General features: G+C 58.2%; 19 protein-coding genes, 3 pseudogenes and 1 riboswitch. Of the genes and pseudogenes, 15 read left to right on the forward strand and 7 right to left on the reverse strand.

The genetic code is table 11. The features are described from left to right. The first annotated feature begins 107 nt into the window (after window positions 1-107). Window positions 108-374 carry a hypothetical protein gene (locus ACN9MO_RS20790; RefSeq protein ID WP_425987555.1) on the forward strand — a complete coding sequence of 89 codons (267 nt, stop codon included), beginning with the start codon at window positions 108-110 and terminating at the stop codon, window positions 372-374. On the opposite strand, the pseudogene ACN9MO_RS20795 reads toward ACN9MO_RS20790, so the two are convergent. Continuing rightward, window positions 359-1,580: pseudogene (locus ACN9MO_RS20795) on the reverse strand (IS3 family transposase). The gene ACN9MO_RS20790 and the pseudogene ACN9MO_RS20795 sit on opposite strands and share 16 nt — an antisense overlap. 208 nt (window positions 1,581-1,788) lie before the next feature. Between ACN9MO_RS20795 and istA the strand changes: the two are divergent. The 3 genes and pseudogenes from istA to ACN9MO_RS20810 all read left to right on the forward strand — a co-directional run bounded on the left by istA (window position 1,789) and on the right by ACN9MO_RS20810 (window position 4,212). Next, window positions 1,789-3,055 (forward strand): annotated as a pseudogene (istA, locus tag ACN9MO_RS20800) (IS21 family transposase). Further along, complete coding sequence (gene istB, locus ACN9MO_RS20805) at window positions 3,052-3,930, forward strand: IS21-like element ISRel3 family helper ATPase IstB (RefSeq protein ID WP_425987557.1); 879 nt, start codon at window positions 3,052-3,054, stop codon at window positions 3,928-3,930. Before istA ends, istB begins: the two are co-directional and overlap by 4 nt. Before the next feature lie 45 nt (window positions 3,931-3,975). Continuing rightward, complete coding sequence (locus ACN9MO_RS20810) at window positions 3,976-4,212, forward strand: hypothetical protein (RefSeq protein WP_425987559.1); 237 nt, start codon at window positions 3,976-3,978, stop codon at window positions 4,210-4,212. A 70-nt stretch (window positions 4,213-4,282) separates the two neighbouring features. On the opposite strand, the gene ACN9MO_RS20815 is transcribed toward ACN9MO_RS20810, so the two are convergent. Next, on the reverse strand, window positions 4,283-4,624 hold the full coding sequence (locus ACN9MO_RS20815) for a hypothetical protein (RefSeq protein ID WP_425987561.1): 342 nt from the start codon (window positions 4,622-4,624) through the stop codon (window positions 4,283-4,285). 143 nt (window positions 4,625-4,767) lie between these two features. Between ACN9MO_RS20815 and ACN9MO_RS20820 the strand changes: the two genes are divergently transcribed. Continuing rightward, the gene (locus ACN9MO_RS20820; protein ID WP_425987563.1) at window positions 4,768-6,135 is read left to right on the forward strand and encodes an SGNH/GDSL hydrolase family protein; all 1,368 of its coding nucleotides are present in this window, start codon (window positions 4,768-4,770) and stop codon (window positions 6,133-6,135) included. Between the two features lie 91 nt (window positions 6,136-6,226). Here ACN9MO_RS20820 and ACN9MO_RS20825 read toward each other — a convergent pair whose 3' ends face one another. Next, complete coding sequence (locus ACN9MO_RS20825) at window positions 6,227-7,306, reverse strand: GSCFA domain-containing protein (RefSeq protein WP_425987565.1); 1,080 nt, start codon at window positions 7,304-7,306, stop codon at window positions 6,227-6,229. A 15-nt stretch (window positions 7,307-7,321) separates the two neighbouring features. Beyond that, window positions 7,322-8,116 (reverse strand): hypothetical protein, encoded by a 795-nt coding sequence (locus ACN9MO_RS20830; RefSeq protein WP_425987567.1) that lies wholly within the window; start codon window positions 8,114-8,116, stop codon window positions 7,322-7,324. Between the two features lie 237 nt (window positions 8,117-8,353). Between ACN9MO_RS20830 and ACN9MO_RS20835 the strand changes: the two genes are divergently transcribed. The 5 genes from ACN9MO_RS20835 to ACN9MO_RS20855 all read left to right on the forward strand — a co-directional run bounded on the left by ACN9MO_RS20835 (window position 8,354) and on the right by ACN9MO_RS20855 (window position 12,265). Then, window positions 8,354-9,589 (forward strand): hypothetical protein, encoded by a 1,236-nt coding sequence (locus tag ACN9MO_RS20835; protein WP_425987569.1) that lies wholly within the window; start codon window positions 8,354-8,356, stop codon window positions 9,587-9,589. Window positions 9,590-9,686: 97 nt separating this feature from the next. Continuing rightward, complete coding sequence (locus ACN9MO_RS20840) at window positions 9,687-10,466, forward strand: class I SAM-dependent methyltransferase (RefSeq protein WP_425987570.1); 780 nt, start codon at window positions 9,687-9,689, stop codon at window positions 10,464-10,466. 141 nt (window positions 10,467-10,607) lie between these two features. Beyond that, window positions 10,608-10,946 (forward strand): hypothetical protein, encoded by a 339-nt coding sequence (locus tag ACN9MO_RS20845; RefSeq protein WP_425987572.1) that lies wholly within the window; start codon window positions 10,608-10,610, stop codon window positions 10,944-10,946. A gap of 150 nt (window positions 10,947-11,096) precedes the next feature. Next, window positions 11,097-12,065 (forward strand): peptidoglycan-binding protein, encoded by a 969-nt coding sequence (locus tag ACN9MO_RS20850; RefSeq protein ID WP_425987574.1) that lies wholly within the window; start codon window positions 11,097-11,099, stop codon window positions 12,063-12,065. Beyond that, the gene (locus ACN9MO_RS20855) at window positions 12,062-12,265 is read left to right on the forward strand and encodes a hypothetical protein (RefSeq protein WP_425987576.1); all 204 of its coding nucleotides are present in this window, start codon (window positions 12,062-12,064) and stop codon (window positions 12,263-12,265) included. Before ACN9MO_RS20850 ends, ACN9MO_RS20855 begins: the two co-directional genes overlap by 4 nt. Window positions 12,266-12,474: 209 nt before the next feature. Here the strand turns inward: ACN9MO_RS20855 and ACN9MO_RS20860 are convergent. From ACN9MO_RS20860 to ACN9MO_RS20870, 3 genes and pseudogenes are all read right to left on the reverse strand, one after another. Further along, window positions 12,475-13,535, reverse strand: a protein-coding gene (locus ACN9MO_RS20860) for an IS630 family transposase (RefSeq protein ID WP_425987578.1) whose coding sequence is annotated in 2 segments (ribosomal slippage) — window positions 12,475-13,043 and window positions 13,043-13,535 — 1,062 coding nt in all. Because the reading frame shifts where the segments join, the coding sequence is not laid out codon by codon here. 335 nt (window positions 13,536-13,870) lie between these two features. After that, window positions 13,871-14,005: pseudogene (locus ACN9MO_RS20865) on the reverse strand (transposase); the annotation flags it as partial. A 216-nt stretch (window positions 14,006-14,221) separates the two neighbouring features. After that, window positions 14,222-14,509, reverse strand: a complete 288-nt coding sequence (locus ACN9MO_RS20870; RefSeq protein ID WP_065372888.1) for a helix-turn-helix domain-containing protein — start codon at window positions 14,507-14,509, stop codon at window positions 14,222-14,224. Between the two features lie 105 nt (window positions 14,510-14,614). Between ACN9MO_RS20870 and ACN9MO_RS20875 the strand changes: the two genes are divergently transcribed. The 5 genes from ACN9MO_RS20875 to thiD all read left to right on the forward strand — a co-directional run bounded on the left by ACN9MO_RS20875 (window position 14,615) and on the right by thiD (window position 23,240). Then, window positions 14,615-15,505 carry a LysR family transcriptional regulator gene (locus tag ACN9MO_RS20875; RefSeq protein WP_425987581.1) on the forward strand — a complete coding sequence of 297 codons (891 nt, stop codon included), beginning with the start codon at window positions 14,615-14,617 and terminating at the stop codon, window positions 15,503-15,505. Between the two features lie 377 nt (window positions 15,506-15,882). After that, window positions 15,883-19,194: a Ti-type conjugative transfer relaxase TraA gene (traA, locus tag ACN9MO_RS20880; protein ID WP_425987583.1), complete on the forward strand. Its 3,312-nt coding sequence runs from the start codon at window positions 15,883-15,885 to the stop codon at window positions 19,192-19,194. Window positions 19,195-19,509: 315 nt separating this feature from the next. Further along, a complete protein-coding gene (locus ACN9MO_RS20885; RefSeq protein ID WP_425987585.1) occupies window positions 19,510-20,664 on the forward strand; it encodes an amidohydrolase in 1,155 nt (384 codons plus the stop codon). Window positions 20,665-20,785: 121 nt separating this feature from the next. After that, a complete protein-coding gene (locus ACN9MO_RS20890) occupies window positions 20,786-21,067 on the forward strand; it encodes a hypothetical protein (RefSeq protein ID WP_425987587.1) in 282 nt (93 codons plus the stop codon). 1,009 nt (window positions 21,068-22,076) lie between these two features. After that, window positions 22,077-22,179: riboswitch (TPP riboswitch) on the forward strand. A gap of 251 nt (window positions 22,180-22,430) precedes the next feature. Beyond that, complete coding sequence (gene thiD, locus ACN9MO_RS20895; protein ID WP_425987589.1) at window positions 22,431-23,240, forward strand: bifunctional hydroxymethylpyrimidine kinase/phosphomethylpyrimidine kinase; 810 nt, start codon at window positions 22,431-22,433, stop codon at window positions 23,238-23,240. Window positions 23,241-23,340: the final 100 nt, after the last annotated feature.

Raw genomic sequence — 23,340 nt, forward strand, 5'->3', positions numbered from 1 at the left:
GACTCCCCGATGAGCTCACGGGACCTTCGCAAGCGATCGACATCACCGTTGCAACCGAAAAATCAATGGGGCGGAGACGCCGCATACCCAACTCGGTGGTTGACCTCATGATATCTCGCTACGTGCTGCCGGGTGATGCAATTGCCGACGCCGGCACTCTAGTTGGTGCGGAGCGATATCTGCAGCAGCCAGAAGGCTCGATCGCCGAGTTGGAAACCCGCCCGGTCTCGCTGATCAGGATCCCGACAGAGGGCCACCCGTCTTGCGATCCGAAGCTCGTGGAAGAGCTGTTGAACTCGTGCGCTCCCGTCTTCGTCGTCGACGGCATTTGGAGTTGCCCCCAAAAGACCGGACAGGATCAGGTTTCTGTTTGACGGTTTATGAACTCGCGCGGTGATCGATATCCCAAAGCCTTGTGCGGGTGAAGCGTGTTGTAATGCTCGAACCATAAGGGCAGTTGGGCGATGACGGTTTCGGCGTCCGGAATGGGATTGACCGAGACGTAGTCGCGCTTGAAGGTTTTGACGAAGGCTTCCGCCATTCCGTTTGACTGCGGGCTGCGAATGGGTGTCGAGCAAGGCTCCATCCCGATATCCAGCAGCAGCGATTTCGTGTCCTTCGCAATGAAGCACGAGCCATTGTCAGTCAGCCATTCGATGGGCTTTGGAAGGGCGTTGATGCGACCGAAGCGGTTCTCGACGGCGGTGATGACAAGGTCCTGAACGTCCGCGCTCTTGATGCCTTCAGTGGTGGCGACGTGGGCAATGGCCTCGCGGTCACAGCAGTCGAGGGCAAAGGCAACGCGCACCTTCTCTCTGTTGTCGCAGCCAATTTCGAATCCGTCCGAACACCAACGGAGGTTCGAGTGCTCCACAGCGACGCGGCCGTCGTGGCGACGGTATCCTCAGCCGCACCAGTATGGCGCTGAAGGAGCAGGTCGTGCACCTTCATCACCCGATAGACGCGTTTGACGTTTGGCCAGGAACGGCCATCGTTGCTGGCGTTTCGGCGCAGAATGGCGTGAACCCGGCGATAGCCGTAGGTCGGCATATCGGCGATGATCGTTTTGATCTCATCCACCAGGCCCTGATCAGCAAGCGGCGGTCGCCCACGGGCTTTGGAAGGGATTTGCTTCACGCGCTCTGCAATGTTTGATCGGGCGACACCCAAAGTCTCGCACACCGCCGTCATCGCGAACTGCCCTTCGGCAATGACAGCGAGCGCAACAGGTGTTTTTTTGGGCCGGTGGCGATCTCAAGCGCTTCCTTGAGGATTTCGCCTTCCATCGTCTTCTTGCCCAACAGGCGCTGCAGTTCCTTGACCTGGTTCTGAAGGGCTCGATATTCGGATGCCGGAACGACGTCTTCCTGCGATGCGGTTGCGGTGAACGCTCCCTGCGCTGCAAGCTTGCGCCAATTGAACAACTGGTTCGGCTGGATGCCGTGACGCCGCGCGACGATGCTGACCGTCGCATCCCCTTCATACGTCTCCTGAACGATGGCCAGCTTTTCGGCCGTCGACCAGCGACGGCGGCGCTCGGGACCGGACAGAACTTCCATCTTAAAATTGCTACCAGTCATAATACCAACATTACTCCTACCACTTAGCTAAATGGGGGAGCATGTCCGGGCCTTTCGGGGGCTGTCGATACCGGATGAATACTCCCCATTAGTGCCGTTTGAATCTTCCCCAGGTGCTGCGGCCGCCGGTCTTCCGGGGCGCGCCCCGGAAGACCGGCGGCGCGTCATCGCCGATACTCCTTCCGATGGTCGGAAGAGGGGACTTTTGGTGATCAAGCTGGGGGAGACGATCATGATCCTGGATCTGCATCAGCAAGGCCTGACGGTGTCGGCAATTTCCAGAGAAACGGGCATCGATCGCAAGACGGTGCGCAAATACATTGAGCGGGGCCTCGAGGCTCCGGCCTATGGTCCAAGAAAGCCTCGGGCAACGGTTATCGACCCGTTCGCTGCATACCTGCGGGAGCGGATGGCAAATCCTATCCCGGTTTATAGCGGACGACGGCTGCTGCGAGACGCTCGAGGAGCGGGGCTATACCGGCGGCTACACGGCGGTGACGGATTTTCTCCGTGATGTGCGCCCTGCTGCAAGTCAGGGCTTCGAAGTTCGTTTCGAGACGCCGCCCGGAGAGCAGGCCCAAGTCGACTTCGCCCAGTTCCACGTCGTTTTCACCGACGAGCCGATGATGCCGAGGATCGTCTGGCTGTTCTCGATGGTGCTGGGTCATAGCCGCCTCATCTGGGCGCGTTTCGTCATGCATCAGAACCTACCGACCGTCCTGCGTTGCCATATGGCGGCTTTCGAGGCCATTGGTGGTGCTCCGCGGGAAGTGCTTTACGACCGGATGAAGACGGCCGTCATCGGTGAAGGCCAGACAGAGGGCATCGTCTATAACCGTGCCCTCATAGACCTGGCGCGCCATTACGGATTCCATCCCAAGGCATGCAAACCGTATCGTGCCAAGACCAAGGGCAAGGTCGAGCGGCCATTCCGTTATATTCGCGAAGACTTCTTCCTCGCCCGCTCTTTCCGTAACCTCGATGATTTGAATGCTCAGCTTCGGCACTGGCTGGATACCGTCGCCAATCCAAGGAAGCACGCCACGCCCCTGCGCGTCATCAATGAAGCCTTCGCCGAGGAACGGCCGCACCTGCGACCATTACCGCTGGCCCCGTTCAAATCCGTCCTGAAGCTGGAGCGCCGCGTGTCGCGGGAAGGTATGGTCAGCGTCGGCGGAAACACCTACAGCGTTCCGGATGCGACACGAAGCCGCATGGTGGAAGTCCATTCTCTCGCCGACGAGGTCCGCATCTTCGAGAACGGCATCCTGATCGCAGCCCATCCTGTCCTGGAGGGTCGTAAACAGCGCCGGGTTGATCCTGAGCATAGAACCCTTCGCTCCGCGCCGCAACATCGGTCCAGGACACGGGACGACGCCATCATCGTCAAGCCTGCCGGCGACACTGTACTTCAGCGATCCCTCGCCTTTTACGACGCTGTGGGCAAAGTCCTGGCACAGGAGAACCGCCCATGAGCGCGACCCTCGATGCCATTCCGTCCATGATCGATCGCATCCGTCATGATCTCGTCGGCCTGAAGATGCCACGGGCGCTGGAAGCTCTCGACCATGTCGTGCGCCGCCTCGAGCACGGTGAACTATCGGCACTTGAAGCCATCGACATCCTCCTGTCCGAGGAACTGACGCTGCGCGAGAACAGCCGCATCAAGACCGCCCTGCGAATGGGCAGGCTTGCAACGATCAAAACGCTAGCCGGCTTCGACTTTACGTTCCAACCCTCGCTCGACCGAGATCGCATCTTTACCCTGGCGCAGCTTGGGTTCATCGACCGTCACGAAGCAGTTCATTTCCTCGGCCCACCGGGAACGGGAAAGAGCCATCTTGCCACAGCGCTGGGCGTCGAAGCCGTGAAAGCTGGAAAGAGCGTGTACTTCACGACGCTCGCTGACCTGATCGGTTCGCTCGCCCGTTCCGAACGGGAAGGTCGGCTCCAGGAGCGCATTCGCTTCTTCTGCAGGCCAAGCCTGCTGATCGTCGATGAGATCGGCTATCTGCCGGTCGTCTCGGGCGGCAATCTGTTCTTCCAACTCGTCAATGCGCGGTACGAACGAGGGGCAATGATCCTGACATCAAACCGCGGCTTTGCAGAATGGGGCGATGTCTTTGGCGATCCTGTCGTCGCAACGGCGCTGCTCGACAGACTGCTTCACCACGCCGTTGTCGTGCAGATCGAAGGATCCAGCTACCGGTTGCGGCAGCATGCTGAACTTATGCCGGAGCATGTCCGCTCCAAAGCCCTCATTGCGCCGCCGGCATTCGCCCCGCCGCAAAGGCCACGAGGACGACCGCCGAAAAATACCCAATTCTCCATGCCGTCGACGTCGGCATAATTGGGGAATTTTACTTCGGCACTTTTGGGGAGATTTCAGTCGGCATTGACAGGGGCTATTTCAGTCGTCGACGGCATTTCCCTGGAGATGGCCGTCGCCCTTCGCAAGCGCAACTACAGGATCGTCAACCTGTTAAGCCTGGTGACGGACGAATGCGAACTTTCCAGCGTCTTGGCGATCCCTATCCCACGCGAAGATGAATGCTATCGGATTCTTCCGGATAAGCGTGACCTCGAGGAGATCGAGGCAGGTATCGAGGCAAAATCGGCTGTCTTTCACTGAAGTAGCGATCAGCCTGCCAGCGGTGAGAACGAAAGAAAATCTTCCCAATCGCTTTCTGGTATCAGCTTCTTCATGCTGTCGTACAGGCTGCAGCTCTGGTTCCATGCTCGGTCGCCACGGCTAGGTCGCGATAAGGAGCCTCCTTAAACCAAGCCTCAAAATCTCGGCCTTCTCTCCGAGCGCAGGCGTAGGCGAAACCTTCGACAACGCGATCTACCGTCAGCTTTCCGAAGGTCGGCCGCTCCTTAAGGACTGAGTGCTCTGTATCGAACGAGTGCGTCGGGCCTTCTATCCAAACTTTGAAATGGGCTTGGGGGTGCCTCGGGTTTTTGTCGATTCCTTCAACCGGCACGATGTAAATTTCAATGTGGTGCCGTTCCAGGAAGTCGGTAATCGCATCGGTATCTCGCATAGAAAGCCCCTTTGTCGCGCGTCTACTTATGGCGTGAACATGATTTGATCAACAACAAGGTGCACCAGTGCGGAAAGATGACGCGCTCGTGTTTGAATTCTATATGAGTTCTGAGGCGAGACGCCGACCATAGGAGTTCATTTTTGCTGAGGCGCTATTTAGAGGCCACCTTGCTGGTGGTGTCTGCATTTTTCACTGTCAGCTTGGTTGAAGGCGCGCGTGGTTCAAAAGCCTTGGAAATGTTGAAAACGGTGACAGTTCGTGAGCCTGATGTATTAGGGTCGGCAACCGTAGAGTTGCAGCGACCAGAAGCGGTGAGCGCGCGTGACGTCAGGTCTCTCCAGTTTGGCTGGAAGCAGCCGCTGTCCTTCCAGTTCGTCACCGACGCGATAGTGACAGAGAACGCGACTGGCGAACGGCTCGTCGAAGGAAAAGACTACCAGATCGACTATGACGCTGGCTGGATTAAAGGCCTGCGCGAAAACGAGCCTGTGGATGTCACAGTCGCCTACGTCGGCGAGAAGAGCCGATACGACGCCATTTACCGGGACCCAGCGACGGGCAAAGTGGACGTGGCGAGCGGGGCCGAACGCGGTGCTGACGTGACCGAGTACAAGCCCACAATCCCTGCAGGGACAATCCATCTTATGGATGTTTTCGTTACCCGCTCGAACGGTTTCGATGTCATTCCGGCTAAGACCGTTCTAGAGCCCGACTGGGTTGCGGAATCCCGGCGCAGGTTGCCTCATTTGCTGCGGAAGCTGCGCGCCGGTGAGGCTATTACTCTAGTCGGGTACGGTGACAGCATCACCTCGCAAGGTGGGCCAGCCCCGATCGACTGGTATCGACCTGATGGCGAGCTGCGAGATGTCCTTGAGGGCTATATCTACAACGGGCGTTTTCAAGCGGACACTGTTGCTGCGATACCGCTGTTTGACCATGGCGACGGCGCAGGGCCGATACACACCCACATCGGGTGGAACTGGCACTTCAAGCGCGCGATGGAAGAAGCATACAGGGTTGCCGTTGCCTATAGGAACCTCGGCATTGGAGGGACAACGTCCCGCCCCACTTTGGTGAACAGTCTCCCCGGCGCCCTTTATCCGCAGAGATTGGAGGCGCTTAAGTCTCTTGAGCCAGACGTCGTGGTTATCTCGGTTGGTATGAATGAGTTGGGTGACGCCTCGCTCGAAACGAATGTGCGCGAGCTTGTTCGCTTGGTCCGCAGCTTTGGCGCAGAACCTATTGTCATGGGCATCCCGGTAATTCCGGGAACGGATCCTGACCTAAGATTTGATGCCTGGATAAAATCAAATAGAGATCTGGCGCAGGCGGCGAAGAAGGAATCGGCAGCGTTCGTTCCCATCCTTGACTTGGTAACTCCAGCCGGGAAGTCGGTTTTCGGTTTCGCCATCCGATCGTCCGCGTCAACGAACGGGATCAATCACCCAGGCCCAGCAGAACTGAAGGTGTACGGGGAACTCCTATCCGAGATAGTCTCGGTCGATTGACGGGAGCTGCATCGTGCAGCTCCCGCCCAAACGTTCCTTTATCAATAGAAGGGCAGACCCGCTATGCTATCGACCATCAAGATCAACCGCGTCATGCGCTTTTCGTAAGCGAGGCTTCGATCAACTCTTCTTCGCAGGCGGTTTCGACAACTTCGGTCATCCGTCTCAGGAAGTCACGCCCATCATCGACTGGTGCGGGCGCGCTCTTCACCCCGGCACCGTCGGCAACATGCGTTAGGAATAGCCGCATCACGTGGCCCACTCCATCCTCCGTTACCGAACGGAGGTCCTCTGCGAAGTACCGGCCTCTGTTGTAGGATCCGGTGATGATTTCGTAACTCGGGAAATACTCGACGTGCGGATGCGCGTTGACGATTTCCTCGCAGGCCACTCGAAGCACCGATTTCGAATAGGTCGTAGATACCAGCACGTGGCGAGTTTCGGCCGTGGCGATCAGCGGGACCGGCGACACAGTGAGGATGACGCGCGCGCTCTTGTTTACCTCGGCAAGGAGATCGAGGAACTCATTCAGGTCGGCGATCACTTCGCCTATCCCGAAATTGCGGAACTCGTATTTGCTCTCGTCAAAAGTCCCGCCTGCAACGCCAGGGCAAACCGGGAAGACGGCCCCATCAGTCTTCGCAACCCACGCCTCGGTGAGCCCTAATGTGAAGACGAAAACACTGAGGTTCTCGAACATCTCCTGAACTTTGCTCAGGTGTTGCTGGCGGTCGGCCTTCATCTCGGCCAGCGAAGCAAAGCCGTCGGGCTCGACGTTTGGGCGGAACGGATCGACAAACCTGCCGGTCTCGTTCGTCCAGAAGTCCTCGACAGGTTTGAACGAACCATAGGCCCGCTTGAACAATTGAGTGAGTTGGCGTGTCGTGTAGATGTTCCCGTAGCGGGCGGAGAACATACCGTAGTTGAATTGCGCCCGCTGCGCGTCGTCACCAAGCGGGTGACCGTCCTCGACGACGTAGTAGTCGAAGCCGTTGCTTTTCAGGTGGCGCGCAATGTGCTGGGCGAAGCAGCTTCCGGCAGTCGCCACTTTGTCGGCACCCGTGATCTTCCAAGGGAACGCCACGACCGGATCGACGTCCGGATAGGACGGTTCTGCAACAGATTTGCTCCAACGGGTGAACGCGGGCAGTCCGTGGTATGGGGTTTTCATCTGGTCAATCCGTCTTTAGAGCCACTGCCATCCGCCGTATTTCGAGCCCAGCCGTCGTTCGAGATCCTTTAGGATCAGTCCCCCATACGAGGCTCCGGCGTGCGTCGAGTCCCGAGCATGCTCACTCTTCATGAAACCTGCGGCATCAAGACTTTCCGCAGGCGATGGCAGAAACTCTATCCCGGCTTGCGCGCAGAAGCCACTGATCAGAATAGAATGCATCCGCCAGAGTTTGTACCGTAGATATATTGGTGCGATCTGAGGGTTATTCGATTGTTCGATGAAATAGCCTTCGAGATTATCCATAATGAAGCGATTGTCGCCAACCGGTGGCGGTGACTCAAAATGGTAGATCGCCTCTGAAACCGAGTGTCTAAGCGCAGCCATGTTGAGCACAGCGACCGCCGCCATCTTGTTCAAGAAGGCATTGATGTAGCTCGAGGTGACGAGTTCTCTGCCAGGTTCGACTGGAAGGTTAGGGCGCTCTGGAAGAATGAAGTCGAACGGCCTCGGATGCTCCAAGAGCGTCAGCGCGTTGTGCGCGTTGCCCCCAAACATTGAGATGTAAATCCTCTCAAGACCCTCAGGTACCCGGCTGTTTACAAGGCCCAGAATTTCCGGGTTAATGCGGTAGTTGCCGCCTCCGGAGTCGACAGAGAATTGAAAGTTTGCGCCCATACGCACTGTGTCAAATACGAAGTACTGGAGCGATTCATCGCCGCCATAGACCTCGCCAGGTCGATCCTTGAGTTGGAGAACAACCGACGACAAATGGCTGTTCCCCAATACGATTGCTGCTTTCCCAGCCATTGACACTCCCTGCAACGCCTTCCAATTTCCGTGCAACATAGGGCGAATTGAACGTCTTTGGGAAGTGGCGAGGGTCACAAACCGGCCACTTTCAGCGCCTTTACCAACGCTAGTTAATATGCAGTGAGCAACGATCCGGGATTCCGGTCGGTCCGTTGACCAACAAGACGTTGACCAACTATCAATCGCTCAACCATGCTGGTCGATTGCGCCGCCGGTATGGAAGGGGGCGAACTAGTGAGAATACTGTTCTACATGGAGCCGGCGGTTTTCCGCGCGAATCCGATCTACTTCACACCGTTGATCAATTGCTTTCGATGCATCATCAATGTGAATCGGCGGGAAGACGTTTCATACGCGCTCGCTACCAGCCCCGCACTCCTCGAAGAATACAACAACTGGCTGAAACATGGCGGCCTGCCATCAATTGGGCGCTATCCGATCGACTCTGCGGCTATCGTTGAGCCTTATGACTACGATCGTGCCGCTTACGCTCGAGATTTGTTCAGTGGCAAAGGGAAGAGGCTCGCCGTTCTGCGGTCACTCCTGAGGCAAATCAAGGCTGACTTTCGCCCCGACATCGTGATCTGTCCCACGCAGAATAGCCTGGTCCAGGCGGTCTTCGGTGCCCAAAAGACCCTTTTCTTTGAGCGTGGTCCCCTGTCGCGTTGGAACGGACGTGACAATTTCTATTTCGATGCAGGCGGCCACCAGGTGAATTCCGTGCTGGAAACCGAGATCGAACACATTCTGGAATCATCAGTGCCAGACGAGGATGCGATCGCAGTTTCCGCCAGATTCGCACAGGTGCACCGAGAAATGTCGGCCACCAAAGACGCGGCGGCATACTTCGAGGCCAGGATCTCGGAGAAGGCGAAGGGCCGAAGGGTCGCGATCATAGCTCATCAGCCGGAAGACAGCATTCTGGTCGCTGGTGGATATGGTTATGTGCTGACCGACGAGTTTGCGCCGCGCGTTTTGCGCGATCTCCCAGAGGGTTGGGTAGCGACGGCGACCTACCATTTGGACAATGGTGACAAGAGCGCCTTCGACGGATATCTCGAGAACTCTTTTGACAACTTCGTGGCGATGCCTGCCGAGTTGCGCCAGTTCGGCTCCGATCCGTTTGCCGCCTCAATAGATGGTCTGATCACGATAGGCTCAAAGGCCGCATTCCCGCCGGCGCTCCTTGGCAAGCGTGTCGTGGCCTATGGGCAATCAATGCTTCGCGGTTTCAGCGCCCACTCTGCAAGGGACATCGACAACGCGCCAGTGATGAGCGAAGCGCAGCGAGGGCGTCTTCTTGCTTTCCTATCGAACCGGTACACGTTCTCATTTGAAGAGTGTTTCGAACGCACGCATGCTTTGTTGAATTTCTTCGATAGCTTCAGGGCAGCCAGCAACAAGGTGGATTTTCAACTTGATCTAGCTGGCTGGTCGACCGACAGGGCGAACGCGCTATTCGGTCTTTAACGAGACAAATAATGCTCCTGCATGAGCATATATAGGTTGTTCAATGCGGCAATAACCGTTTATGCAGGGTTGCTATAGACAATTTGTAGGTGGTTAAATGGCGTTCATTCAGGACCAAGACCAGCTTGTAGTCGCACGATACACGGAAGTTCCAACGAAGATCGTAGAGTTCGTCGGAGATGTTGCCTACAAGCACATCCTCGATGTCGGATGTGGATCAATGATGTGCGACTTCAGGCTCGTTGAGTGGGGCGCCCAGACGGTTACCGGCTATGACATCATCCCGGCACAACCGAATTTCTTCCCCAACGTCGTGAAGCAGTTGACCGATAACGGGTTCACTCCTCCCGATCCGACGGGCCGGCTTTTCTATCAGCACTATGACGGCGAGAACTTCCCGGCCAAGGACAATTCATTCGATATCGTCTTCTCGTGGGGGGTCTTCGAGCACGTCGCCAACGTGCCACGCGTCCTTGAGGAGATGTATCGGGTGCTAAAGCCTGGCTGTACGGCATTCGTCGCGGTCTATCCGTGGTGGCCCTGTTACCAGGGAAGCCACCTATCCGACTACATCGACGAGCCGTTCTTCCATCTGCGGCGATCGAACGAGTGGGTAAAGGAGAAGCTTGACGAATATTCCGCCAAGCACCCAGAACAGGCGGAACTCGTATCTGGTCACATGTGGCGAGAGTACCAGTCCCTTAACAGGATCTCGCACGAGGACTTCTATCGATATGCAGTAAAGGCTGGCTTCGAGATCGGCGCTAGCGATATGATCAGCTATCGGCCGGACCTCCGCGGCGCGCCGGAGGGGTATTCTTTCAGCGAACTTGTTACCTCGACAACGCGCATGGCGTTGCACAAGCCGCAGAAGTAAACACGCCCCGTTCGCCGGCTAAAACTAGTTTTGACCGGTTTTTCGTCCTTGTCGCCCGATGATCGCGATCACCGCAGGCTGGATTTTCAACGGGCAAAGATGTACCTGTGTCCGAGCACTGTAAACGATGAGCGTAAGAGCATGTTCAGGAAAACCGCTTCTGCCATCCACAGACAGGTATGGGGAACTCAAACGCACCGTCGCGAGGAACCACAGCAGGACTCCCGGAATAGCGCCGAGAGCGAAGAGCAGCGCAAGTTCATACCCAGGCACCAGCACCTTGAACTGTCGAGGGCGCGGGCTATGGCTTTTCTGGACGCGGGCAATCCTGGGCAGGCGGTCTACTCGATGACCACGGACCTGATGAAGCATCCGCAGTTTGATCCCGAGGCGATCAAAACGTTCGGATATATACAGATGATCCATGTCGGCGCCTACGACGTGAACAACACCCGTAAATGGATTGAGAGCATCCGTTAATCCTACCTTAGATGAGATGAACCGAAAGCCCCGCCATCGAGCGGGGTTTTCTGATTCTACGCAAAACCTCTGTCACGACGTCCGCGCGGTTTAGGCATACCTGACGGCGTCGTTACCGGCATCTCCCACACCAACACCCAGGAGTACCCAATGAGCGTCATCGCCGCTCAGCAGGTTCGCGATGCCTCGAAGGGCAAAGCGAACGAGAGCAACCTCGCGTCCGTGCTCGTGGCATTGGACAAATATGGCAGCAAGTTCGGCATGGATCGGCCGGACCGTCTCGCCCAGTACTTCGCCCAGCTGATGCATGAAAGCGGCGACTTCAAATATGATCGGGAGATCTGGGGTCCGACGCCGGCGCAGCAGCGCTACGACACCCGCACCGATCTCGGCAACTCGCCGGAGAAGGACGGCGACGGCTACCTCTACCGAGGCCGGACCGGCATGCAGTTGACCGGCAAGGACAACTATCGCCAGTTCCGCGATTGGTGCCGCAGTGCCGGCCTCGATTGGCCGGACTTCGTCAAGGATCCGGATGCGGTCAACACCGACCCTTGGGAAGGTCTCGTGCCCTTGTTCTACTGGGACAACCGGGGGCTTAACCGGTGGGCCGACGAGGGCGATGCAGAGACTATCACGAAGAAGATCAACGGCGGCAAGAACGGGTTGGCTGACCGGTTCGACCGGCTCGCCCGCATCTCGCTCGTGCTCCTCGGATACCGCGCCGACAACGTTCGGCAGTTCCAGGCTAATCAGCGCCTCGACGTCGACGGCGACGTTGGCCCGAAGACGCGTGCCGCCATGCACAAGGCGTTGGTGGCGCTCACCCCGGGCGAAGCTGCCAGGCCAGAGGTCAAGGTGGCGCCGATGACCGAGGAAAAGCCGGTACCCGTCCCGGTGACGCCTCCCAGCCTCGATGCGCCATGGTGGAAGTCGAAAGAGGTCGTCGTCCCGGCCGTCAGCGGCGGCGGCGCGTCGATCCTCACCGCGATCGGCGGCATACCCTGGCAGAACCTGTTGATCCTCCTGCTCGCACTCGGCGGCATCGCCGGCTTCCTTTACTGGCGGAAGAGTGCGGACCGGAAGGCCGTGGCGAAACAGGTCGAGAGGATGGCATGATGTTCAGCCGTCTCTCTCTTGCCGCTGGCGCAGCTGCCGGCGGCCTCGTCGTCTTCCTCGCCATGCAGGCGATCAACGCCGTCTGGTCGCTGCCGGCGGCGCGGGGAGAAGGCAGGGCTTCAGAACGGATCGAAGCCCAAGCCGCCACCAACAAAGCAATCGGAGAACTTGCCAATGCAAGCGGATCGCGCTCGCGTTAACCGTCGCCTGTGCCGTGAGCGCGGCTGGGTGTACCTCAACGGCTCGGGTGAATGCATCGAAACAGCAACTCAACCAGACGGCTAGGGCGGTCGTTGGGACGGCACTCATCGGCGCCCGTGGCGCGACGCCGACTGACCAGGACAAGATCGACGAAACAGTCGCGGGGCTATGCGGCGCCCGAGTCTGGACTAATACCAACGAGCACGGATCATGACCGATGCGCCCAATCGCGCAGCCCGATGGACATGATCTTCCACGGCTGATCGACGAGCCTGTTCCAAGCGCGGCAGCATTGATCGACGATGTCGACGTAGTCCTTGAAGACGCGGTTCGACAACCAGTTGTCCCTGATGAACTGCCAGAGGTTCTCGACCGGGTTCAATTCCGGCGACCGGGGCGGCAGGAACATCAAGGTGATGTTGTCCGGCACCTTCAGCTTCGGCGTGACGTGCCATCCCGCCTGGTCGAGAATGAGCACGGCATGTGCTCCGGGATCGACGGCGTTGCTGATTTCGGCAAGGTGTTCCTGCATGGCCTCGGTGTCGCAATAGGGAAGGACGAGGCCAGCCCCCTTGCCCTTTTTCGGGCAGATCGCGCCGAAGATATAAGCCCACATGGTGCGCTGGTCGTGCGGGGCCGACGGTCGGGTTCCCCGGCGTGCCCAGCGGCGCGTGATCTTGTTCTTTTGCCCTATTCTGGCTTCGTCGGCCCACCAGATTTCGATGTCCGTGTTGGGCGGGCATTTCGCCCTGATCTCTGCCAGCGCGGCGGGGAAGTCTTTTTAAAAAGCTCACCCTCCAATTCGTTCTGGGCGTAATGGCGCGGACGAGCGGAAAGCTTGGCAAAGCCGAGTGTCTTGAGTTCTCGCCCGACCGTCGTCTCGTCGACAGAGACCCGAAACTCCTGGAACAGCCACTGCACGAGGTCCTTACGTCGCCAGCGGACCACGCCGTGGACGGCAGGGATCGGACCGCTTTCGACAATCTTCGCCAGCGCTTGACGCTGCGCGTCGTTTAGCTTGGCCCGGCCGCCCGGTGCTTTTGTGTTGATCAACCCGGCGGGACCGCGTTCGTTGAAGCGCAAGACCCAGTCGCGGACGATCTGCACCGTCACCCCGCCGATCTCGGCTGCGTACTGCCGGGAGCCGCCATCATAAATCGAAGCCAGAGCCAACAGCCGCCGGACCTGGGCGGCATCCTTTGCCTTCTTCGCCAGCCTCCTGAGGGCTGTTCCGTCGTAATCTACCCGCAACGATATCGCCTTCGTCATGCCAAACCTCCGTTTGGCACAATGAGTCAGAATTCCTCTGATTTGGGAATCCCATCACGAGTCGGCGTCACTGCTCGTTGGTATAAGGAAGAATGCAGCGCTCACGACGCTGCGCGGTGATCATCAGCATTTGCAGACACGAGGGGCAGGATGCGGCAGGAGCATGGACACATGGAACTCCCGAAACGAGGGCAGAAGCCAGAGTGGAACCTCAACACGATCATCCAGTTGGTCACGCTGATCGGCATGTGCGCCGGCGGCGTCGCGATCTGGGTGAACAAGGGCAGGGACATCGAAGAGCTTCAGAACTGGAAGGCCGGGCACGAGCTCCTGACCGTTCGAAACCGCCAGAGGATGCCATTCAGTACCCGCCGATCATCAACGCGGGCAACGCCGCGTGGCTTGTTGGGCAACAACGGCGATATGATCGACCATTCGTGGTCAGTCAGTTCGTAGCGACGACGCGTCATCAAATGCTTCCCTATTTCGAAGCCTTGAATCACGGCGGCCGATAAATGCCAAGAAATTTTATGAGTTTACGCTGTAGGAGGAGGTAAGCAACATTGAATTTCGAATTCTTGGCGCGGCCCCGAGAACATGAAGCGACTAGGTTGGCTCAGATTCATCCATCGTTCACAAGCCTGGTGACGGTCCTCGGCCCGTGGTTCTCTTGACATAAGGCTAACTTAGGCGAGTTTACTCCGCCTTTTAGGCGCCTGTCGGCGACGGCCGCTTCTGAGCGGCTCGATTTCAGTTGTGCCTTCTGGAACTCTTTCAAATAGCTCGGCGATCTCACACTCCATCGCGAGGGCAAGTTTTTCGAGTGTGACTATGGTTGGGTTCTTGGTGCCGCGCTCTAAGTGACCGGCGTACGAGCGCTCAATACCTGCCGCCAACGCCAGATCATCCTGCGATATCTGCCGCGCAACCCGCAATCGTCGAAGATTCAGAGCCACTAGCTGCCGTACGTCCATAGCTGGAACACAGCATTTGACAATCTATGAAACCACGTATTATAGAACTATGAAAGCGGCCGTTACGTGTGGCGTCGCGAAGCCACACCTTCAAAGGAGGTTGCTATGGAACTTCGCCAACTCTCGCTCTTCGTTGCGGTGGCCGAGGAGCTGCATTTCAATCGGGCGGCCGCGCGGATGCGCATCGCCCAGCCCGCGCTGAGTTCGCACATCCAGGCGCTGGAGAAGGAGTTGGGTGTGCGGCTGCTCGAGCGGTCGACGCGTAGAGTCGAGCTGACGCGGGCAGGGGAGGTGTTCTACGATCGGGCAGTCCGGATCCTTGGCGATGTTGGGTTGTCGGCCGAGGTGGCGCGCTCGGTCGCCGGCAAGGCGGCGCGGACGATCAAGATCGGAACCGTCTATCCGGCAACGACAGGCGTGCTGCCGGCGTTTCTTTCCCGGATCGGCCGGAAGTTTCCGGATGTCGCGCTTCATGTGACGAGTGGCTCGACTAGCGACATCATCCGCGGACTAGAAAACGGCCAGATCAATCTCGGCTTCATCCGTCCGGTCGAAAACATCGGATCGTTGCGCTTCTTCTCGATCGCGCATGAGCGCTATCTGTTGGCGGTCGAAAAGACGAGTCCGCTTGCGCTTCGCAACGAAATCGACATCGAGGACCTCCGCTCCGAGAAGATCATCGCCTTCTCCCGTCAGAACCTTTCCTACTCGGAGCGCTATTTCTCGGAGATGTTCGAAACCCACGGATTGACCGGCAACATCGCCTATAGCTGCGATGATACCTTCTCGCTGGTGTCGCTGGTTTCGGCCGGCCTTGGCATCGGCTTTGCGCCGGAATGGACGAAGGATCTGCCCAACCGCAATTTCGAACTCAGGCCCGTGCGTGGCGTCGATCTGAAAATTGGGCTTGGTGTTGCCTGGAACAAGGAAGATCCGACCGCGTCTCGCGATGACATCATCGATATTGCCCGGTCGCTGGCGCGGTCGGGCAGATAAGATAGGCCACGGTTCCTTTCGACGCCCTCGCTTGCGCATAACCGCGCGGCATGCGGTCTCTCACCTCGTCGACGTGCATTCTCGTTTGATTGTGAACTGGCGCGACATGGGCGGGATTTGCGACGCCTAGTTTCAGCGGCTGCAGCCGCAATACTTGGGCCTATGCCAGACCGTTGAACCGCCAAAGCGCTCACCCCGCAAATTGGGGAGCACTTTTGTCCCTTTCGCAATGGGCATGGAACACAGACCTTCATTGGCATTTCCGGGAAGCGCCCGGCAAGGCCAGACATGCGCCTAAGGCTCCGCTCCTTACATGGCCGGATCGCGCCCCCCCCCCGGAATCGGCGGAAATTCGAACCGAGCCGGGAGCAAATATTATGGTCAGCCCCCATTTTGACGTGAACGTTATTAGCCGCGGAAAAGGGCGTAGCGCCGTACTTTCCGCTGCTTACAAGCATCGAGCGAAGATGTACTTCGAGCGTGAAGCCACCACGGCGAACTATTCTGAGAAGCGTGATCTTTTGTACGAGGAATTTGCCATTCCCGTCGATGCGCCGGAGTGGTTGCGGACGATTGCGGCTGACCCTTCGGCCGCACGTGCATCGGAAGCATTCTGGAACCGCGTGGAGAATTTCGAAGAGAGACTGGACGCCCAGCTTGCCAAGGATGTGACACTTGCACTTCCAATCGAACTTACGAGCGATCAGAACATTGCATTGGTGCGCGAGTTCGTTGAGCAGCATGTCCTAGGGAACGGCATGGTGGCTGATTGGGTCTACCACAACCCTCCCGGAAATCCTCATGCACATCTTATGATGACGCTCCGGCCACTCAACGTCCAAGGCTTTGGATCGAAGAAAATAAAGGTGGTTTCAACCGATGGTACGCCGCAGCGCAGCTCCAATGGCAGAATTGTCTACCGAAATTGGGTTGGCGGACTTGCGGAATTCAATGCCTTTCGTGACGGATGGTTCGCCTGCCAAAATCGTCATTTTGCGCTCGCCGGCCTCGATCTCCGGATCGATGGGAGATCATTCGAGCGGCAGGGCATCGACCTTGAGCCAATCATCCGCTTTAGCGCTGAAACGAAGGCTATTGAGCGGAGAATAGAGCGCGAAAAGACACCGGTTCTGCGAAAACCGAAGTCGATTGAGTTGCAAGCGGAGCGGCGCGCACAGAACACCCGCCGCATTCAACGCCGGCCAGAAATAGCACTTGACCTCATCACTAGCCAAAAAAGTGTCTTCGACGAACGCGACATCGCTAAAGTGCTTCATCGATATACCGACGATGAGAGGGTGTTCGCCCAACTCATGGCACGTATCCTCCAATCTCCGGAGATCTTGCGTATCGATCGCGAGCGTATTGACTTAATGGCCGGCGCTCGTTTTCCAGCCAAATACACCACGCGGAAGCTGATCCGTCTGGAAGCCGAAATGGCCAAACGTGCTGCTTGGTTGGCCCGTCAATCAACCCACGGCATCCGGAAAGAGCTGACGCGTGCTATGTCCGTGTCGCGCCTGTCCAAAGAGCAACAGGCGGCCATCGCGAATGTTACAGGTGAGGGCCGACTTGCTGCGGTTGTTGGTCGTGCCGGCGCCGGCAAGACCACAATGATGAAGGTTGCGCGGGAAATCTGGGAGGCGGCCGGGTATCAAGTGGTCGGGGGCGCACTCGCCGGCAAGGCTGCAGATGGATTGGAGAAGGAAGCGGGTATCTACTCCGCAACCCTTGCTTCTTGGGAGCGGCGTTGGGCCGAGGGAAACGCTACCCTCAACAACAAGACAGTTTTCATTCTTGATGAGGCGGGCATGGTCTCGTCGCGGCAGATGGCGTCCCTGATCGAGACCGCCGCCAAGGAGGGCGCGAAACTTGTTTTGGTTGGCGATCCGGATCAACTCCAGCCAATCGAGGCGGGTGCACCATTTCGCGCCATTGTGGAGCGCGTCGGTTACTCTGAACTAGATACTATATACCGCCAACGCCAAGTTTGGATGCGAACGGCGTCACAGGCTCTCGCTCGCGGACAAGTTGGGGATGCGGTCCGTGCCTACGGAGCCCACGACAAAATCGTCAGTACCGGGCTGAAAGCCGAAGCAGTAGAAGCGCTAATCGCCGATTGGGACAGAGAATACAATCCAACAAAAACCTCTTTGATACTCGCGCATTTACGTCGCGACGTTCGGACATTGAACGAGAAGGCACGTGGTAAACTGGTCGAGCGCGGTGTGGTTGGAAAAGGGCTTCCGTTTGCGACGCAAGAGGGCGTTCGCCACTTCGCGCCGGGCGACCAGATCGTTTTCTTGAAAAACGACGGGATACTAAACGTCAAAAACGGAATGATCGGGCGTGTACTCGAAGCTCGCCTTAATCGGATCGTTGTGGAGGTCGGTGAGCCTGGCTATCGCCGCCTTGTGACCATCGAGAGCCGAATATACCCGAACGTAGATCTTGGTTACGCTACCACGATACACAAAAGCCAAGGTGCCACGGTCGATAATGTGAAGTTACTAGCCTCGCTCTCACTCGATCGACATCTCGCTTATGTCGGAATGACACGACACCGCGAAGAACTGGCGGTTTACTATGGACGACGCTCGTTTGAAAATGCTGGTGGGCTGGTTTCAGTGCTGTCGCGCACAAACGCAAAGGAATCAACGCTCGACTATACAGATCGTTCCCTCTACCGGCATGCCCTGCGCTTCGCCGAGTTACGAGGTTTGCATTTGGTGGCAGTGGCACGAACGCTCGTTCGTGATCGTATCGAATGGACTGTGCGACAGAAGCAGCGGCTCAGCGACCTTGTTCAGAGGTTGACCACCATCGGCCATAGCATTCTGCTCGCCGCATCGGACGCCCAAATGAAGCAGCCCGGCACAGGCGACGACAAAGCCCCGATGCTGGCCGGAATCAAAACCTTCCCGAAGACAATAGCCGAGACAATCGAGGAGAGGATTGCGGCCGATGTGAGTTTGAAACGCCAGTGGGAGGACGTGAGTTTGCGTTTTCGGCTCGTCTACTCTGATCCACAGACGGCCTTCAATGCGATTGACGTCGAGGCCATGCTTAAGAACGGAGACGTGGCCAGGGCAACTCTCGCCAAGATCGCACGTCGCCCAGAGACGTTTGGTGCCATCAAAGGAAGTAGCGGCATGCTCGCGTGGCGGGCTGACAAACAGGACCGCGCACGCGCCCTGGCCAACGTACCTGCCCTTTCAGGGGACCTTGAGAGCTACATTCGACTTCGTCGCCAAGCAGAAGAGAAATACCAAGCGGAAGAGCAGAAACTGCGAACGAAGCTCGCGATCGACATCCCGGCGCTTTCATCACAGGCGAGGAAGGTTCTCACGGAGGCGCGAGATGCGATCGGCCGCAATGATGCGCAAATTGCTCTCCACGTTGTGCATGCCGACAGCAAGGTGAGAGCCGAGCTTGAACGGTTCTCGAAGGCCGTGACCGAGAGGTTTGGTGAGCGCACTTTTCTGGTAATTGCGGCGAAAGATGCCAATGGATCGGTTTTCAAAGAGGTCGCAGCTGGGATGACCGCGGCCCAAAGGGAAGATCTGCGGGCGGTCTGGAGTCTGTTGCGGACAATACAGCAAGTTGCTGCCCATGAACGAGTGTCCGTCGCGTTGAAGCAGACAGCGTCTTTACGGCAAACCAGGAGCCAAGGGTTGTCGCCCAGATGACGAAACGCGCGTGGTGAACGGATATGGCGTTTCTCACAAAGCAGGGCCGGAAAGGGCAACAAGCTATCGCGTCTCTGTTCTCAATAGCTCGGTCGGTCCGCCGCTGGTCGTGCTGGAGAAACAACAAGGTCCGTTGCATCAAATCGGTTCGCGATCATATGGTTGGTATCGCTCGCCGCTCTAGGCTTTCCATTGAAGCGCCGAGGTGGTCTAACGTGAGGCTTCCGACGCGTCCAGGCTGATGGAGAGAGCCGTGATCCAGCTCCAAGACGCGGGGGCTTCGGCGAGTGCGCGGAGTTTTCGTGGAGTACCATAATGTTTCTGATTGACAGTGAACTTCAGGCGCTCGTGGCGTTTCGGCGCGAACTGCACCGGCGACCGGAGGTCTCAGGCGAGGAGCGGGAGACGGCGGAAACGATCGTTGCGGCGTTGGTCGAGACGAAGCCGGATGCGGTGATATCAGGTCTTGGCGGGCATGGGGTGGCGGCGATCTATGAAGGCCGGGAGCCGGGGCCAACCATCATGGTGCGGGCCGAGCTAGACGGGCTGCCGATCGAGGAGATTTCGGAGATCGGACATCGCTCGGAGATCACGGGCAAGGGGCATCTCTGCGGCCATGACGGGCACATGACAATCCTGATGGCGCTCGCCAAGGGATTGGGGCGCGAGCGGCCGGTGAAGGGCCGCGCGATCCTGATGTTCCAGCCGGCGGAGGAGAACGGCGCGGGTGCATCGGCCGTGCTCGCCGATCCGAAATTTGCGGCGATCAAGCCGGACCTCGTGTACTCGCTGCACAACTTTCCGGGATTAAGCTTTGGCCATGCGGCGCTGCGCACCGGTCCGGTCAATTGCGCTTCGCGCGGTATGCGCATTTCGCTGTCCGGCAAGACGGCGCATGCCTCGACGCCGGAGGACGGCATTGCGCCGACTTTCGCTGTTGCCGCGCTGCTTTCCGGCCTGACGGCGCTCGGCAACAACGGGCCGCTCGACGAGGATTATACGCTGGTGACGGTGACGCATGCCCGCCTCGGCGAGGCGGCCTTCGGCATCAGCCCCGGTTATGCCGAGATCTGGGCGACGCTGCGGACGCTGACCGACGAACGCATGGCCGATCTCGTGGCCCGCGCCGAGGCGCTGGTTGCCAAGGAGACGGAGGCTGCGGGGCTGAAGGTTACGATCGGCTATGAGGACGTGTTCCACCAATGCAGCAATGCGGAAGCGGCAGTCATCGCGCTGGAACGCGCCATGGACGAGGAGGGCGTCAGCCACGATCACGGCGAGGGCGTGTTGCCGATGAAGGGCTCGGAGGATTTCGGGCTCTTCGGGCGGGTGGCGCCCGCGGCGATGTTCTTCCTTGGCGCCGGCGAGAACCACGCGCGGCTGCACAATCCGGACTATGATTTTCCTGACGAGCTGATCGGCATGGGCGCACGGGTGTTCATGCGGACGATCCGCAACGAGTTGGGGTGAGGGCAGCGCCGGAAGGTCGCTTGCTCAACGGTTGTTGTGATGGCACTCTCAGAAATTGCGCAATTCCCGACGGAGAGCCGTTTGCGCCGCGTCCGGATTTGCCTTCAGGAGGACCAAATGGATGAGCCATTTCAGCTTCCGTGACGCGGTTTGCCTCGCGATTGCCATGGCGGGAGTGGCGAGCGCTTACGCGGCGGATATGCCCGTTGCAGATATCATTCCTGAGCCGCGACAGACTGAGAATGTTAGTCTGCAGGACTTCATCAAGGCCAATCCGGATTGCCTGGAGTTCACCGACCAGTGCTCGCATTGCGCGATCGTCAACGGCGTTGCCGAATGCTCGACGGCGGAGATAGCTTGCATCAAGCGAGAGAACCAGTGCACTAAGCGGACAGCTAAATAGAACATTGCGGTCAGAAATTTCCTGCAGCCGTTCAGCAACATGCAGGGACCGGTTTCCTAAGCTGCCTTCCGAAGCTCCGAGATCTTTTGGAACTCTGCCAAGATATCTGGCGCTTTTTCCTTCGTCGGCGTATGTCCACGCGATTTCGAAGCGACGCTTGGCGGGCAGCGCTCGATGGCGGCGATCTGGTTGTCGGTCGAGTACTTCTGATGCTCGGTCGACATCCGAACGTAGATCGCCGCGCGAACCTTGGGTTGCTCGTCCGAGGGCGGTTGTTCGTCGCCGTTCTCAGTCCAACCGATAACCATGACGTGCCGGTATATCACGTGTGAATTGAGGTCAGAATGCCGGAGTATAGACTGGGGAGGTGGGCAGTATGGTTCTGAATACGGGCACAATGGTTCTAGCATCAGCGCGCGCCGCTAGAGACGATTACTTTGCCGCCGTTGCGGCGGCGCTGCGTCACGAATTGGGTGGGGGAGGCCGTGCGATAAAGACGATCATGCGCTGGACAGGCGCGAGTGGCCGAACGGCAAAGTATTGGCTAGCCGGCGATCGCGGCCCCAACGGATGGCACCTCGTTCTGCTGGCCTGATGAAGTGTTGCAGGTCGTGCTCGCAATGGCACACCGCGATATTCTGTCTGTCACACTCGAACCGCGTGCAGCGGAAGCCGCCTTGGACCGAGCAAGTGCAATTCTCAAAGCATTGCGGTGATATGATGCGATGAGGCGCCTAACATCTATCGTTATGCGTGGAAGGCCCGCCGCCCGGGATTGCATAGGCTCGCGTTCGAAATCCCCTTGCCTTAACGGCCTTCAGGTGGATAGTCTGCCAAGGTCTGTGAAGTCGAACGCTCAGACGGAAGGCTCCTTATGCTTTCGAGGCAAAAGGGGCCTTTTTGCTGGTTGTTTCCTTTCAGGTCCTCCGTCTTCCGCGTCGAGCCGACGCATATACGGGCCTGCTAAACTCAAGCAATTGACATCCCCTGTCACGCTCCCATAGCATTCATGCCTGCCGAGGGGCGCACCTGACAGTGCTGAGATGGCGGTGAGCCAGACCCTTGAACCTGATCCGGATCATACCGGCGTAGGAACGGCAAGGGCCTCTCTGGCACCCCGCGTCTTCGCCGTTCATCTGGATCTCCGTGATTTTGGTTTCGGGAGATCGTTGGTGCCAATACGCCGTTTAGAATGTAGCGACGAAGAACTCCTGGGGGCGGGACGACCGACCCATCGGCTCAATCTGTCGGATTCTTCGAGGTTGCATGGAAGACCCACCTCAGTTTGCGCGTGCTTGAGCCGGTGGCTTGAGACCGCGTTTGCCATATTTGGACCCGCTTCCACATTTCAGCGGAGCCAGGCATGACTGCCATCGCCGTTACTATTGCTGGTTCGGATTCCGGTGGGGGGGCCGGCATCCAGGCGGATCTGAAGACGTTTTCGGCGCTCGGCGTCTATGGTGCCACCGTCATCACGGCCGTCACCGCGCAAAACACCAGAGGTGTGACGGCCGTTGAGGATATCTCTCCGGCTGTCGTTACAGCTCAGATCGATGCTTTGTTTTCGGATCTCGCCGTTGGCGCGGTGAAGGTCGGCATGGTGTCCCGTCAGGAGACGATTGCGGCGATCGCGTCCGGCCTGAAGCAATACGGGCATTTGGCGGTCATCGATCCGGTGATGGTTGCCACTTCAGGTGACATTTTGTTGCGTCCGGATGCGATCGCGATGCTCAAGGGGGAGCTGCTGCCGCTTGGGCTTATCGTGACGCCGAACCTGCCCGAAGCGGCACTGATGACGGGGTGCAGCGTTGCCGAGAATGAGACAGAGATGGGCCGCCAGGCGCAGATGCTGCTGAAGCTTGGTGCGCGCGCCGTGCTCATGAAAGGCGGGCATGCCAAGGGCGACGAAGCTGTCGATATCCTCTTCAACGGGGATACCTCCCTGCGCTTGTCGCGACCCCGGGTCGAGACAAGGAACGATCATGGAACTGGCTGCACGCTATCTGCCGCGATCGCGGCTGGTCTCGCCCGTCGCCGCACCCTCGAGGAGGCGGTTGTCGCCGCCAAGACCTATCTGCATGAGGCGCTTGTTGCTTCATCGGCGCTCAAAATCGGGCAGGGGCGGGGACCGGTTCATCACTTCCATCAGTGGTGGGGCCCGAGCGGTGATTAATTCCATTCCGGCGCTTGGCGCCGGTTCCACCATTCAAGTGGACGTTTAAAAAAACAGGACATTCCATTGCCCGATAAGCAATGGAATGTCCGTCGAGTCG

Origin of the sequence: Ensifer sp. R-19, assembly GCF_049905105.1 — a bacterium.
GTDB lineage: Bacteria > Pseudomonadota > Alphaproteobacteria > Rhizobiales > Rhizobiaceae > Ensifer.

Bases quoted from the DNA above. Each gene is read 5' to 3' on its own strand.
- ACN9MO_RS20850 (WP_425987574.1), top strand. From the start codon at position 11,097: ATGAGCGTCATCGCCGCTCAGCAGGTTCGCGATGCCTCGAAGGGCAAA.
- ACN9MO_RS20840 (WP_425987570.1), top strand. From the start codon at position 9,687: ATGGCGTTCATTCAGGACCAAGACCAGCTTGTAGTCGCACGATACACG.
- ACN9MO_RS20825 (WP_425987565.1), bottom strand. From the start codon at position 7,306: ATGAAAACCCCATACCACGGACTGCCCGCGTTCACCCGTTGGAGCAAA.
- ACN9MO_RS20845 (WP_425987572.1), top strand. From the start codon at position 10,608: ATGTTCAGGAAAACCGCTTCTGCCATCCACAGACAGGTATGGGGAACT.
- ACN9MO_RS20790 (WP_425987555.1), top strand. From the start codon at position 108: ATGATATCTCGCTACGTGCTGCCGGGTGATGCAATTGCCGACGCCGGC.
- ACN9MO_RS20875 (WP_425987581.1), top strand. From the start codon at position 14,615: ATGGAACTTCGCCAACTCTCGCTCTTCGTTGCGGTGGCCGAGGAGCTG.
- ACN9MO_RS20855 (WP_425987576.1), top strand. From the start codon at position 12,062: ATGATGTTCAGCCGTCTCTCTCTTGCCGCTGGCGCAGCTGCCGGCGGC.
- ACN9MO_RS20815 (WP_425987561.1), bottom strand. From the start codon at position 4,624: ATGCGAGATACCGATGCGATTACCGACTTCCTGGAACGGCACCACATT.
- ACN9MO_RS20885 (WP_425987585.1), top strand. From the start codon at position 19,510: ATGTTTCTGATTGACAGTGAACTTCAGGCGCTCGTGGCGTTTCGGCGC.
- thiD (WP_425987589.1), top strand. From the start codon at position 22,431: ATGACTGCCATCGCCGTTACTATTGCTGGTTCGGATTCCGGTGGGGGG.
- istB (WP_425987557.1), top strand. From the start codon at position 3,052: ATGAGCGCGACCCTCGATGCCATTCCGTCCATGATCGATCGCATCCGT.
- ACN9MO_RS20830 (WP_425987567.1), bottom strand. From the start codon at position 8,116: ATGGCTGGGAAAGCAGCAATCGTATTGGGGAACAGCCATTTGTCGTCG.
- ACN9MO_RS20870 (WP_065372888.1), bottom strand. From the start codon at position 14,509: ATGGACGTACGGCAGCTAGTGGCTCTGAATCTTCGACGATTGCGGGTT.
- traA (WP_425987583.1), top strand. From the start codon at position 15,883: ATGGTCAGCCCCCATTTTGACGTGAACGTTATTAGCCGCGGAAAAGGG.
- ACN9MO_RS20890 (WP_425987587.1), top strand. From the start codon at position 20,786: ATGAGCCATTTCAGCTTCCGTGACGCGGTTTGCCTCGCGATTGCCATG.